The following is a 12,984-nucleotide window of genomic DNA, read 5'->3' as shown; positions in this document are numbered from 1 at the left end:
CCCCGGCCGGTCTATAACGGGGGAGGAAGTCTCATACCAGTTCGCGTTCAGACGGTGACCATGACTTACGGCAGTTGCCAAATTTTTGTCCGATTCGTGGGAACTCCATTCCGTCATTCCTGCGGAGGCAGGAATCCAGTCCCGCGTCTCGCTGGATTCACCGGGTTCGCGCTTTCGCGGGAACGACGGGGTGAGTAAAGCAGAAGTGGCAGGAGGGCCGTTGGGGGACAACGGACATCAATTTTGGCAGTTACCGTAGGACCAAATCAGCACTGACCTGATGCCCAGGTCAGTGGCACCCAACAGCCAGTCAGAAGCGGCCCTGGGGTGCCACGGTCCACAGCTTGCCCAGATCTGCGCTGGATCTAACAAACTTTTCACTGTTTGAACGCTACCTGGTATCAAGTGCCAGATGTGTAAAACGAAAGGGCTGAAATGAGCTTGCCCGAATCTACATTGGTAGATTCGGGCAAACCAAACCGCGGCTAAGAGAAAACCGATCACAGGGAAGTGAAAAGGGGTTTTTTTACTTCTCGTAAAAGGCAAAGAAATCTTTGCTGTAGCCCTGGTCGTAACGCTTCATTGTGTACTGTAACTGCTCGGGTGAAAGCCTATCGCGTTTTACAACCTTATCGTTTTGGTCTCTGAAGTAGAAGTTACAGACGATATTATGGATGTTGGCGTCTCCGTGAATGGCCCGCTTGCAGCCAGCCAGAACAAGCGCCTTCGCCAGGTCTTTGGTACTGATATGATGACCCATGGCGAAAACGAGGTTTCCGTCGTCACGAATACCGAATGCAGTCCGATTGGCAAGGAACCACATCTTGTTTCCCATGGTGCTCCTGCCGCCGGAGTCGATCAGGAATCCGCCCAGGCCTATTTCCGAGTCATTTATCTTGCCGTGCTTGACTACCTGTTCTACCACTTTCCCGTCTTTGACTATCAGGTGGCGCAACTGGCGGGCATCCTTGACAAGAGAAAGGGGAATATCGCTCGTCCACTCGATGATATCCACGGAGTCATCTCGATACACAACCATTGTGGCCATTTCCGGTACCATGGGATAGATGACCTGGCCGCGGAAGATCGCGCCTGCTCCCCGAGCATGTTGCTGCATCCACATGGCATTAGTTATGGCCACTATCTTGGACTGGTTCTCTTCCCGAGGCGTGTGCGAAATCTGATAAACCCCCGGTTCCGTCTGGCCTATGAAAAGACGTGTTTTCATTCGTTTCATGTCGAAAACCGCCATGTAAGCGACTGCGGTGGGGTACTCTTCACTCGGCCTATAGACGGTTTTGTAGAGCAGGGGCCGTCCATCCCACCCACGCGGGGTGTCCTCGTCCGACCAGATCCCCTCTCCATCAAGTTTAGGCGATGTATAAAGCGGAGGCATGTTTGGTGGCTTCGGGAAGAAGGGATCTTGGGGCTGGTTGGTTTCGACTGTGACCGGGGTAAAGCTCTCCTCCAGTTCACGCTCTAAAGATTCGGTTTTTACTTCCTGATCCAAAGCGAGGGGTTCCGGGGAATCTTGCCTACCGGTTTGGAGCACTTCGGATTTGTCCTCCTCGGGTACGCGAGTCAGCAGTTCCTCCAGCCAATCAGGCAGAGCGTTCTCTTCAATAAGGCCTGTGCGCTGATCGTCAGCAATATCAGATACTTGAGCGTTAATCCGGGCAAACTTTGTTTCGGAAAATGCCGGCGCGGAAAAAAGGCTCGAAAGGACTAGAATCAGAACCGCAGGAACGACAAGCTTGTTCATAACACCATCTACCATGTTTCACCGTATCCGACCCGGAGGAGTTTCCCCGATCGCCACTACACCTTGTTGATCGGGTTTTTCTAGGGTGAGTTCCGTCTTTCGAGGAACTTCACCGTTGACTTCTCAGCGCATTACTGAAAATTCGTCTGTTTTGAGACGCGGAAACCGGAAAACTTGCCTGTCCCTTGTTTAGCTTCGCCTGATATGGCTTCGGTAGGATTGACAACCGGCTCCAAAACCTCTCTCACAACAAACAGTAAATTACGGCTTTTTTCGGCCAAAATAGGTCTGAAGGCGAATTATATCAGACTAGAGTCTCAAAAGCAAGCTATGATGGCCGGCAGCCGTTTCCGGAACCTTTCTTGGCCCCCGCGCTCGTTGAGAGAAAATAAAGGCAAATCTTAGGATGTCAAGGATTTTCCGTGGGAAGGTGGGTAAAGTTCAATTTCGTGACCTGCGTGGTTAGTTAATAAGCTAATATTACTGGTATAGTATCGCTGCTAATTCCGTCACAAGAACAAGCCCGCACACCAAGCCTTCATGGTCTTGGGAGGGTCTCCGCCTCGAGGAGATCCTGGAGATCGTCCGGGCCGAAATCCAAGAGTAGGAAGATTTCCCTTTCCAACTTAACGGTGTCGTCTTTCATGAGCGTCAACATGTCCACGGCTTCGGGGGTCTTGGCATAGGTCTCAAACAGGTATACGAAACGGTCTTCCAGGCTCACCACCTCGTCATGGACTACTCTCTTGTCGGCATAAAAGACCACATGCTCTTCCCGTATCGGATCACCCCTTTTGGATCGCAGTATAACGTGCTGCCCCACTATATTGGCTACATCCGGAAAACCTTCCTGTTCGAGAATTTGCTCGCCCCTGATGTCATGAAACTTTGATCTGTCCAAGATGCTCGGATACTTGCCTATGTCATGTAGTAAGCAGGAAGCCTGAAGTAGAGCCATGTCAACAGGATACTCTTGCCTGAGCAATCCCTCGCCGAGGACTCGCCCCACCTCCCAGACCCTCCGGCAATGCAGGACGATGTGCGCAGGCGTGTTGTATTTGGCCAAGAGGTCATGGCAATCTCTTGCCGTCGGGATGTTGATTTGCCCCATTGGGAAACTCCGGTCGTCGTGCGAGAACCGCGTGCCGAAACTTGCAATCGGCCATTTAGGTCTTCAAGATAATATATCAATTATTGGTTCAAATGGACAGCTTGAGTCACAGCTATCAGTAATGACGCCATTGAAATTTGGGTTGAGCTGTTATAATATAAACTTGATCTGTGGAGGGTCCAACACGGAGGCAAGATGGGCTTCCGAAGAGTTGGGGGTCCGTCAGGGGACGTGTCGAAAGCCCGGTCCAGATTAATCCGATGTCCGTGCTGTAAAGTAAGACAGTTGGCAGCCTCCGGGCACGAAAGGTTACCCATTCGGCAGCCAATTGGTGTGGGCTACTTTGCCCGAATCAAGAACAGGCCTGAACGGCCTGAGGTTTAGAGGTGGTTTTTACTTATGTTGCGGGAACACATTAACGACATCAGAATTAGATGGAGCCCTAAAGAAAGGCGAGGCAGCACTTATGACCCGGTGCTTTTCCTGGAGACCCCGGATCAGGCGCGAAAATTGATTAGACACCTGCAAGAGGAACTCGCCAGGGCTTACAATGAGAAGAACAAGGAATTGATTTCAGAGGTCGGCGAAATCCTTTCCAGAGTGGAGAGATTGTCCAAGAAATTCTTCCGATGGGAACAGTCTATGTCCCGTGCCCTGGAAGCTCAGGATTTACGCGAAATCAAGAAATTACCCTTGGGTTTCTAATGCTCCATAATGGCTCTCTTGGCAGCGCGCTCGTCATGCCGCCGAATTGATGGTGGATCGGTTCGGCAAGTGACCAGCGGGCAAATTGGGAGACCATGACTGGGAAAAAAGAATCGGTTTATGTTTCAGGTTAGCGGAGGTGCGGCTTAGGGCCGGTTTGAGGAGGGAGATTATGGAACTGGATGAACTGAGTCGCGAAGAACTCGTTCAGCGCATTAAAGAAATGAAAGATCACATGGACAACGTAATCGTCCTCTGGGGAGGAAAACGAGAAATGCGCGAGACGTTAGCCCATGTGGAAGAGAATAAGGACGGAGAATATACCGAGCAGGAAGCCGGCAATGCCGGAATTCTTGTCCGATCTGGGGCCGCGTTCAATGAATTTATCGAAATGATTCGACTTTCTTTTGACCGGGGAGGCATCAATTACGTGGTTTCGGAAAAACTCTCGGACATAATGGAAGAAGTAGCCTCCAAGTACAAGTGAACCGACGCTTCAAAAACACCATTGACCGTAAAAGGCTGTAGGGTCTTGTTCCTTTTGGAACAAATATTCGCTGGGCATTCAGCAAGCTTGCGGCTGAACAGGCTTTTCATAATAGCCTTGTCGCAAGTAAGCGCAGACGCTTCGATCGACATGACATAGTCAGACATCCGGCTGGCGATGCCAATCCGCTGTGTTGGTCGGGAAGCACAGCGAGTCCGGCATCTTGCGAAGCATTCGCGCGTTGGTAGGGCGCCTTCCCCCGCGTAACCAAGCGGTTATGTAAAATACTGATAAATGGCTGGAGATTTCTCGTAAGATAGTTTAACATATTGCCGAGAACATGGCCGAGAAACGTTGCTTCGAGGAAGCCTGCCGAAAGGAGAATTCTTACGTGAACAGTCAGGACAGATTGGCGGGTTTGTCCGTCCCTCTTATAGTAATTTTCTCGCTGACATTGCTGCTCATGTGGAACTCTCCCGGGTGGCCGGACGATTCGGATGCCCGCTGCACCGCCGCCAATAGACGCTGGGAGCAGATCCTGCAAGACCTCAAGGACAAGCTTCACACTTATGCCTCTATTCAGCAGACCCCGGTAGACAGGGTCATTCAGCGCCCCATCCTCGACACGCGTGAGAACAAAACCATCGCGAAACAGATCTCCGACGCTTTGGAAACCAAAGAAGAGCTCCTGAATGCCAAGAGAAAAGAGTGCCGAAACCTTTTGAACCTCGAGAGCCAGGTATATTCGGAAGTGCAGCAATGCCTGAATCGCCGAAACTCAAAAGACAAGGATCTTAAGAACATAACCAAGAACCGCCAAGCGCTCATAGACAGGGCAGTCGTTACTATTGCGGAGGTTCGGGAAGTGGAGGGGAAAGAGACTGTTGCCCCTTACGACGCCATGGGTGACCCCGACCCGTACCGCCGCAGCGTGAACAATTATTGGCAGAATTATCAGCAGATGTACCGAAGATGGTGGGGCCAATAGGGGCCGAATTCATGATTCCGCAGCGCTTTGCTATTGTCTTGTTTGGACGCGTTTGCGGTTCGTTTCTCTGCGAGGCCAACTCTTGTCCGCGATAGTTGCATAGCACAATTTGCCGTTACTGCCTGAGAATCCTTGACAGCCGCTTCGGTAATCACTAATATAATCCAGTCATACGGGACGTGGGCCCATAGCTCAGCTGGTAGAGCTCCCGGCTCATAACCGGTCGGTCCCTGGTTCGAATCCAGGTGGGCCCACCACATGCGAGAACCATTATGCGATTGCCTCATTTAACCTTAAACCGTCTTAATCTTCATCACGGGGAGCTAAGCCAGGCTCCCCGTGATTTTTTTGAGGCCTGGAGACAGCGGCTTTGAGCGTACCGACATTATCCCAAATTGTGGGAATCGCTGATCGGCTGTTTCCTTTTCAGGAGGCGGAACCCTGGGACAATGTCGGCATTCAGATAGGCACCCCTGACCGAGTTATTGATTCGATAGCTTTCAGCCTGGATCCCACACCCCAGACGGTGGAATTCGCGGCGAGAAACTCGTGCCAGCTTCTAGTAACCCACCACCCCGTTCTTTTGGAGCCCATCAGAAGCATCAAACCCGATAACCTTTCCGGAAGAACATTTCTTGCCGCTGCCAGATTGGGCGTAGACATTCTGAGCCTCCACACAAACCTTGACGCGGCGCCTGGCGGCCTGAACGATTATGTCGCTCGGGCTATGGACCTTCAAGAGGTCCGCACACCGTTCCCTGCGCGCTGTGCCCGACTCGGGCGGCTTCCTGAGGCTCTCCGAGTTTGTGAACTGGCCGGCCAAGTGGCAGAAAGGCTGATGATTCCGCACGTGCGAATTATTACGGAATCGGATTGCCAGGTTGAGCTTGTCTTTTCGGCCACAGGAAGCGGAATGGGCTACCTGAGGGAAGCGCTGGAATACGGGGCTGACGTTATGGTCACCGGCGACGTGAAGTATCACGCGGCTCGCGAGGCGATGGAATTAGGGATGCCGGTAATCGACGCGGGCCATTACGGTCTGGAAAAGATGGCAATAACGCTTATGGTTGAGAGCTTTCAGACGCATTTTATGAGCATGGGTTTGAACGTGAAATGCCTGGCTTGTGATTCGGAGAAGGAACCCTTTCTACACATATACGACCTCGAGGAGGACATTTCAGTTGAAAGAGCAAATACGGCTTCTTGAAGAACTTCAGGAAATCGACAACCAAATAGACGGTCACGAGAGCGACATCACCCGATTGCCTCTCGAGATCCAGGAAACGGCCAAAAACCTTGTTGTACTCCGAAGAGACATATCGGAGGCAAGCGACAAATCATCCTCGGTGGAGAAAGAGCTAAGAAAAAGGGAACAGGAGTTGGTGCTGGAACAGGAGAAGATCAAGCGCTCCGAACGCCGACTTCTCGGCATCAAGAATCAAAAAGAATACAACGCGCTCAACAGAGAAGTCAAATTGGGCAAGAAAGTGGCCACGGAAATCGAAGAAGCCATACTTGACTTCATGGGTCAACTGGAATCCCTTAAGAGAACTTTGGACAGAAAAGAGAAAGAATACGCGGAGTGCGAAGCCGCTCTGCTTGCGAAGAAGTCCGAAGCGGAACGAATTACCGCGAAGGCCCAGGCAGCACTTGCTGACTTAAAAGCCGAAAGGGACAAAGTCGTCGCCCAAGTGGAAAATGATTTCTTGAAGAAGTACCGAACGCTCAAGAAAGCTCGCGGTAAGGCCGTGGCGGAAATGCAGAGCGGGACATGTACGGGGTGCCATATGGCCATTCCACCCCAGTTGAACATTCGGGTTTTGAAACAGGAAGAAATGATAACGTGCCCTAATTGCCACAGGATACTTTATGTGAAGCCGGAGAATATTCCCGAATTCAACAAGATTGATTCATGATGTTCCGGAGTTGCTCAAAGCGCTGAACCGCCCGGTTATTGTTGCGGTCTGGTCGAGTGCCCTGAAAACAGAGCCGCAGGCAAGGCTCGTGGTCAGAACCCCATTTGGTGTCCTATGTACGGGGGAAGAATAAAAAATGTATCCCAAAGAATTTCTTTCAGGAACAAGTCTCAAGGATATTAAACGGATCGTGCGGGTGGAACACTCGGACCCTCACAGCGTGCTTGGCGGCCACCCCGCGCGAATCGGTGACCAAGACGGGGTACTCGTCCGGGCGTTTCATCCCGATGCAGTCCAAGCGGAACTGATGATCGACGGCGAGAGAGTTGTCATGGACAAAGCCGCCGCGAGTGAAGGGCTGTTCTGGTGTTTTCTTCCGGGCCGGCGCTTGCCCCTCAGGTATCTGGTTTCGTTCAAATTCGCCGACGGTTCCGAATGGCAGTCCGATCCTCCGTACCGGTTTCCGCCGACCCTCGGGGAATTGGACCTCCATTTCGTGGGGGAGGGAAAGCACTACAACCTTTACGAAAAGATGGGCGCGCACCCTCGAGAGATGGACGGGTCAGAGGGGACCTCGTTCGCGGTCTGGGCCCCCAATGCCAGACGGGTCAGCGTAGTTGGGGAATTCAACAATTGGGACGGCCGACTCTATCCAATGAGGAGCATGGGTAGCAGCGGAGTGTGGGAGCTGTTCATCCCCGGTGTGAAGGCGGGTGAGCTGTACAAATATGAGATCAAGACAGCCAGAGGTGAACTCCGCATCAAGACGGATCCTTTCGCGTTCGCAATGGAACTAAGGCCGGGGACTGCCTCGCGTGTGTGGGACCCGGACGGACATGAATGGCAAGATGAGGGCTGGATGGAGAATCGTAGGACCGGCAATGTCTATGCAAGCCCGATGAGCATTTATGAAGTCCACCTTGGATCATGGCTCCGGTTCCCTGATCAGGAGAATCGCTGGGCAACGTACAGGGAAGTGGCACTTACGTTGGCGGAGCATGCGAAGAAATACGGATTTACTCATATAGAACTTATGCCGATCATGGAGCATCCCTTCGACGCGTCCTGGGGATATCAGGTGACGGGGTACTTCGCTCCTACCAGCCGTTTTGGTACGCCTGACGATTTCCAGTTTTTTGTGGACACTCTCCACCAACACGGCATCGGTGTCATCCTCGATTGGGTGCCGGCTCATTTCCCGAAGGATGATTTCAGTCTGCGGCTCTTTGACGGCACGGCACTGTACGAGCATGCTGATCCTCGCCAGGGAGAACACAAAGACTGGGGTACGCTTATCTTCAACTACGGCAGGAACGAGGTCCGGAACTTCCTGGTGAGCAACGCTCTGTTTTGGCTGGACAAGTACCACCTGGACGGCTTGAGGGTCGATGCAGTCGCTTCGCTGCTCTACCTGGATTACAGCCGGGAAGAAGGGGAGTGGCTCGCTAACAAATACGGCGGGAACGAAAATCTGGAAGCCATAGAGTTTGTAAAGGAATTCAATGCAATAGTCTATGCACGCTGTCCGGGTTGTTTCACCGTGGCAGAAGAATCCACAGCATGGACAGGCGTCACGACACCGACTCATCTGGGCGGGCTGGGATTTGGCTTCAAGTGGGACATGGGGTGGATGCACGACACCCTGCTGTATTTCTCCAAAGATCCGGTGCACAGAGGCTTTCATCAGAATGATCTGACTTTTTCCATGATGTATGCGTACAGCGAGAATTTTATTCTCCCCCTTTCCCACGATGAAGTGGTCTACGGCAAGGGCTCACTGCTAAGGAAAATGCCTGGCGACGATTGGCAGAAATTTGCCAGTCTGCGCCTTCTGTTCGGATACATGTACACGCATCCGGGAAAAAAACTTCTGATGGCCGGGTCGGAGTTGGCAACGTGGAACGAATGGCATCATGAGTCCAGGTTGGAAATCGACCTGCTCCAATACGACGTTCACCAACAAGTCTCCCGGTTCTTTTCCGATCTGGGTCGGCTCTATCTGTCGGACAGCGCTTTGTGGGCCTGGGACCATGAACCGAGAGGCTTTTCCTGGATCGACTGCCACGATTACTCGAACAGTGTCCTGTCTTACATTCGTCGCGGACCGGATGGTTTTCTCGTTTGCATAATGAATTTTACGCCTGTGGTTAGAGAACGTTATTCCGTGGGTGTTCCCGACGCAGGCGAATATCAGGAGATCGTCAATTCGGACTCCAGGTTCTACGGCGGGAGCGATGTGGGTAACGCGGGGCTGGTCTCCACAATCCCTGGAGGGCAGCACGGTTATCAGCAATATTTAAGCTTGACTCTGCCGCCGTTGGCGTGCCTAATCTTGCGGAAGGCTTGAGCATTCCATGACAATTATAGTGGAAGGTATCCGAAGAAGGTCGTTGTAAATCGTGTGGGTTACCTTGTCGAAGGCTTGAGATGCAAGACGGACATACTCTTGCGGTTCGCGCACATATCGGCCGCGATCTCTGGAAAGAATAAACCGCGCCAGGGTGGACTGATCCGGCACAAAGCAGCCGTCGAGAGTGACCAACCTTTTGCCGGGCTTCAGGAGTCTGGCAGCGAGTTCAAAGAGTTCGCCGGCCTCGCGATCGTCAAGATGATGGAGAACCCCTGTAGCCACTACTATGTCAAAACCCGGGAACTCGGCGACAACATCCTTCCCCAACTTTCGTAAGAAGAACCGGCCTCTGTGGCCGTAATTCTTTTTGGCGGCCTGGAGGAGCTTCTCGTCCATGTCAAAGCCGACGTATTCCACCGGCGGCATGTGCCGAAGGATATCCCCTGTGCCGCAGCCAATGTCCAGGATTCTGGCTCCCGGTTCAGGGCGGATGTGTTTGCTCACGTAAAGAGATTCACCCTTGCCCCGCACCAACCGCTGAAACAGCGTGTAAACTGTCGCACTTGCCAGCAAATCCCTGGGGTCTCGAAAAATCAACTCCGCCTCCTGCCGATCATGTCCCCGGAACGGGCCGCGTAAGAAAAAGCACGTAATAATCCTTGGTATGTGGCGCTCGAGTCCAACCTTCGGCCTGGATGGCAGAGAACCGACTGCCTTTCGCTACCAACGCTTTGATGCCGGTTCTTTTCAGCGCATCTATTGCGACTTGCCTTTCATCCCTGGAGCTTTCAAAGAATTGGTTTGCATCCTCTATTTCACCGACTATTTTCAAACCGCTCATCCGGCCCCAGTAGACCGGCAGTTCGCCCACCAGACCGGCGTAATCTCCTCTTTTCAGGCCTTTTTGTACCAGGAAATCCTTAACTGACAGGTGCTCATTGTACGAATCGCGATACGATAAGGCCTTCCCCGTTGAATGCAATCCTCGGAGGCTCTGGTCCACGAGGGAGTGAACAATCACGGCCATGAAGAATCCTGAGAGCAATCCGGCTGCGATCGCTGCCCTCTTCAAGGCCTTGGCATCGTTTGCCGGCCGTCTCAGGACAATAGTCATAGCCACAAATCCCAAGAACAGATATGACGCTATGTAACGCGGTTCCATTTGGACCAGGCTGTAAAACGCAATTCCGAAAACGGCCGTGACCATGAACAAAAGGAACATGGATGGAGGCTGAATGGGCCCGGGCCGGATTGACCCTTGCCACCATTGCAGTGCAAACCACAAGAGCATGACCAAAAGCCACGGGGTTTGGTCGAGGATGTCCCAGACATTGCCGGGAATTCTCCTCAGATGGGCCGTTAGATTGAAATCCGGCTTCAGCCCTTCGTGCCAATAACATATGTCGAACCCTGCGGGCCTCGTGCATGCAAACTCCGACACATATCCGGCCGTTTTGGGCTTTTCCGACAGAATTTGCGGGTGGATAGGTTCGCCCTTGCCGGAAATAAACTTTGCGTAGATATGCCGCCCAAGCTCCCCGTAAGTCAACCTTCCCAACCTCTCGGAAAGTGCGCTCACCAGAGGTGCGCTTATCACCAGCATGCAGAAGACCGCGACAAGGATTCTGGGGATGGCCTTCTTGAGAGAACCTGAACAAAACGCTGCCAGCGCAAAGAAAATTGGAGAGAAAGGAAAAAAGAAGGACTTTATCAGATACCCGATTCCAACGATGGCGCCCAGCACACCGTATCTGAAATACCTCTCCGGGTTTTCTCTGATCCATAGAATTGCCGCCATGCAGCCCAGAACTGTAGCGAAGATCAGCATGTCCGGGTTTATTAGCCGAATTCGTACAAAAACCAGCGAGCACACCAGAAACATGGAATAACACAGGATACTTATGATCGGCAAAGGAAGGGGGGTCTCTCCTGCTGATTGGAAACGGTTCACCTCGCGTCTGACAAACCACATCACCAGGTCGCACGTGGCCATGGCCACCACAAAGCAAAACACGTTTGCCACTCTGAGCAGAGGGAGTTCATTCAATGGATTGGTGCCGAAGAGGGCTTGTGCTATTCCCAGCAGGACGGGGTACCCCGGACTGTAGGTGAGATTCACCAGTCCGGACCAGTCACCTCTTCTGAAGGCTTCTCCCATCTCAATGTAGACTATAGCGTCGCCGTTGATGAAGAAGCGGGTGGTATAGGCCATTATTGTGCCGCATAGGATTCCCATGACCCAGAACGCGGCCCTTATTCGGATGTTCCAGCCCGCCAACTCGAAGTTAGCCATCCAACCAAGCACCTCTGCCAGAATTGACCCAAAAAGGTTCCGAAAACGCGGCCCAACCAGTGTCATGGGCAACGCCCGGAGTCGGCGGACATCCCACTTCCCGCGATGCGCGGGACACGTCCGTGGCATCAAATCCGCGAAAAATTTTCATAATTCGTTGTGGCGATTTCCGCATGGGAGTTGGTATCTCAGGCCTCAAACGTCATCAGAGACATATATGACTTTGCTCCCTTGGGGTTCAAAGCTGAATGGAAGCTCGGAAAGTTCCGCCAGCGCGCCTCTCACCCGGTCCTGGTTCTGTGGCTCGACGTAGAACAGAAGAAAACCTCCGCCTCCGGCCCCTAGTAACTTGCCGCCTATTGCTCCGGCATTGATCGCAGCGTCGTAGTAATCATTGATCTTTTCGTTGGTTATTCCGTGTACCAGGCCGCGTTTATGCTGCCACGCCTCATGGAGGATTTCCCCAAATCGATTTAGCGATCGGCCTTCTCTGAGCACCGCTAGAAGTCGGCCACAAAGCTCTTTCATTTGAGTAAGGACTTCCATCTTCTGATTGGTCGAAGCCTTCTGGACTTCAAGAATGTCACCGGCGCGTCTGGTAATTCCGGTGTAAAACATCAGCAGATTCTGTTCCAGCGCTTGCTTGGTCGCTTGCGAGCATATGACCGGATCCACGAAGACCGATTCGTCAGGATTGAAACGGATGTGACAGATCCCTCCATAAGCGGCGATGTACTGATCTTGTTTTCCGATGGGGTCACCGAGCCTGCCGATCTCTATTTCGCAAGCCTCACTGGCAAGCTGCCCTGCCGAGACGTATTCGCCTCTAAAGGTGTGGAGCGCGTGGAGCAATCCTACGGCATAGGTGCTTGAGGACCCGAGTCCCGTGCCCGCAGGTATATCGGCCATGGAGGTAATCTCCACCCGGTCCACCACACCGGTGATTTTCATCGCCTCTCGTATAATCGGGTGGTGAATCTCTTCTACGGAATTGACCAGTTCCGTTTGTGAGTATTTCAGCAAGATGCGATGATCGAAGTACCGACTCAGGCGGTTGATGGTGATGTACACGTACTTGTTGACCGTGGAACTTACCACCGCGCCCTGCACAACCGAATAATACGAGGGAAGATCGGTGCCCCCGCCGCAAAAGCTTATACGCAGAGGAGTGCGGGTAATTATCATAACTCACCTTAGCATCGGGATTTTGTGATCGAGGAAACAGTGGTGGGAAACGTCACATCACGGAATGAATTCCCTCGTCGGGCGGGAACAAGATGATTTGGTTCGGGATTTGGGGTGTCCGCTGCAACCAATTTAGTCGGGACCCAGGCCGTTTGGAACCGGCAGCTTGTCCATTCTGCCTACAAAC

Annotated in this window: 11 protein-coding genes and 1 tRNA gene; 7 read left to right on the top strand and 5 right to left on the bottom strand. The window is 52.5% G+C overall.

The window, feature by feature from the left end; translation table 11 throughout:
* Positions 1-526: 526 nt before the first annotated feature.
* Both HY913_06380 and HY913_06375 read right to left on the bottom strand, forming a co-directional pair.
* A complete protein-coding gene (locus HY913_06380; GenBank protein ID MBI4962882.1) occupies positions 527-1,777 on the bottom strand; it encodes a hypothetical protein in 1,251 nt (416 codons plus the stop codon).
* Positions 1,778-2,300: 523 nt separating this feature from the next.
* On the bottom strand, positions 2,301-2,873 hold the full coding sequence (locus HY913_06375; GenBank protein ID MBI4962881.1) for an HD domain-containing protein: 573 nt from the start codon (positions 2,871-2,873) through the stop codon (positions 2,301-2,303).
* Positions 2,874-3,272: 399 nt separating this feature from the next.
* On the opposite strand from HY913_06375, the gene HY913_06370 reads away from it, so the two are divergent.
* The 7 genes from HY913_06370 (at position 3,273) to glgB (ending at position 9,316) form a co-directional block, all read left to right on the top strand.
* On the top strand, positions 3,273-3,578 hold the full coding sequence (locus HY913_06370) for a hypothetical protein (GenBank protein ID MBI4962880.1): 306 nt from the start codon (positions 3,273-3,275) through the stop codon (positions 3,576-3,578).
* Positions 3,579-3,750: 172 nt separating this feature from the next.
* Complete coding sequence (locus tag HY913_06365) at positions 3,751-4,065, top strand: hypothetical protein (GenBank protein MBI4962879.1); 315 nt, start codon at positions 3,751-3,753, stop codon at positions 4,063-4,065.
* A 391-nt stretch (positions 4,066-4,456) separates the two neighbouring features.
* Positions 4,457-5,053, top strand: coding sequence for a hypothetical protein (locus HY913_06360; protein MBI4962878.1), 597 nt, complete (start codon positions 4,457-4,459; stop codon positions 5,051-5,053).
* Between the two features lie 181 nt (positions 5,054-5,234).
* Positions 5,235-5,310 (top strand) — tRNA-Ile (locus HY913_06355).
* A 113-nt stretch (positions 5,311-5,423) separates the two neighbouring features.
* Complete coding sequence (locus HY913_06350; GenBank protein MBI4962877.1) at positions 5,424-6,260, top strand: Nif3-like dinuclear metal center hexameric protein; 837 nt, start codon at positions 5,424-5,426, stop codon at positions 6,258-6,260.
* Positions 6,235-6,969, top strand: coding sequence for a hypothetical protein (locus tag HY913_06345; protein ID MBI4962876.1), 735 nt, complete (start codon positions 6,235-6,237; stop codon positions 6,967-6,969). Before HY913_06350 ends, HY913_06345 begins: the two co-directional genes overlap by 26 nt.
* Positions 6,970-7,105: 136 nt before the next feature.
* Positions 7,106-9,316 carry a 1,4-alpha-glucan branching protein GlgB gene (gene glgB / locus HY913_06340; GenBank protein ID MBI4962875.1) on the top strand — a complete coding sequence of 737 codons (2,211 nt, stop codon included), beginning with the start codon at positions 7,106-7,108 and terminating at the stop codon, positions 9,314-9,316.
* Here glgB and HY913_06335 read toward each other — a convergent pair.
* The 3 genes from HY913_06335 to HY913_06325 all read right to left on the bottom strand — a co-directional run bounded on the left by HY913_06335 (position 9,296) and on the right by HY913_06325 (position 12,797).
* Complete coding sequence (locus tag HY913_06335; protein MBI4962874.1) at positions 9,296-9,916, bottom strand: class I SAM-dependent methyltransferase; 621 nt, start codon at positions 9,914-9,916, stop codon at positions 9,296-9,298. The genes glgB and HY913_06335 overlap by 21 nt on opposite strands.
* Before the next feature lie 16 nt (positions 9,917-9,932).
* Positions 9,933-11,612: a hypothetical protein gene (locus tag HY913_06330; protein MBI4962873.1), complete on the bottom strand. Its 1,680-nt coding sequence runs from the start codon at positions 11,610-11,612 to the stop codon at positions 9,933-9,935.
* A 195-nt stretch (positions 11,613-11,807) separates the two neighbouring features.
* Positions 11,808-12,797: a GHMP kinase gene (locus tag HY913_06325; protein ID MBI4962872.1), complete on the bottom strand. Its 990-nt coding sequence runs from the start codon at positions 12,795-12,797 to the stop codon at positions 11,808-11,810.
* Between the last annotated feature and the right edge of the window lie 187 nt (positions 12,798-12,984).

This window comes from Desulfomonile tiedjei (genome assembly GCA_016212925.1).
In the GTDB taxonomy this organism is placed as follows: Bacteria; Desulfobacterota; Desulfomonilia; order Desulfomonilales; family Desulfomonilaceae; genus JACRDF01.
This window is presented reverse-complemented; position numbering and strand designations above follow the sequence as displayed.

Excerpts from the sequence above, each read along its gene's own strand:
- HY913_06380 (MBI4962882.1), bottom strand. The coding sequence starts at position 1,777 with ATGGTAGATGGTGTTATGAACAAGCTTGTCGTTCCTGCGGTTCTGATT.
- HY913_06375 (MBI4962881.1), bottom strand. The coding sequence starts at position 2,873 with ATGGGGCAAATCAACATCCCGACGGCAAGAGATTGCCATGACCTCTTG.
- HY913_06370 (MBI4962880.1), top strand. The coding sequence starts at position 3,273 with ATGTTGCGGGAACACATTAACGACATCAGAATTAGATGGAGCCCTAAA.
- HY913_06365 (MBI4962879.1), top strand. The coding sequence starts at position 3,751 with ATGGAACTGGATGAACTGAGTCGCGAAGAACTCGTTCAGCGCATTAAA.
- glgB (MBI4962875.1), top strand. The coding sequence starts at position 7,106 with ATGTATCCCAAAGAATTTCTTTCAGGAACAAGTCTCAAGGATATTAAA.
- HY913_06330 (MBI4962873.1), bottom strand. The coding sequence starts at position 11,612 with ATGGCTAACTTCGAGTTGGCGGGCTGGAACATCCGAATAAGGGCCGCG.
- HY913_06325 (MBI4962872.1), bottom strand. The coding sequence starts at position 12,797 with ATGATAATTACCCGCACTCCTCTGCGTATAAGCTTTTGCGGCGGGGGC.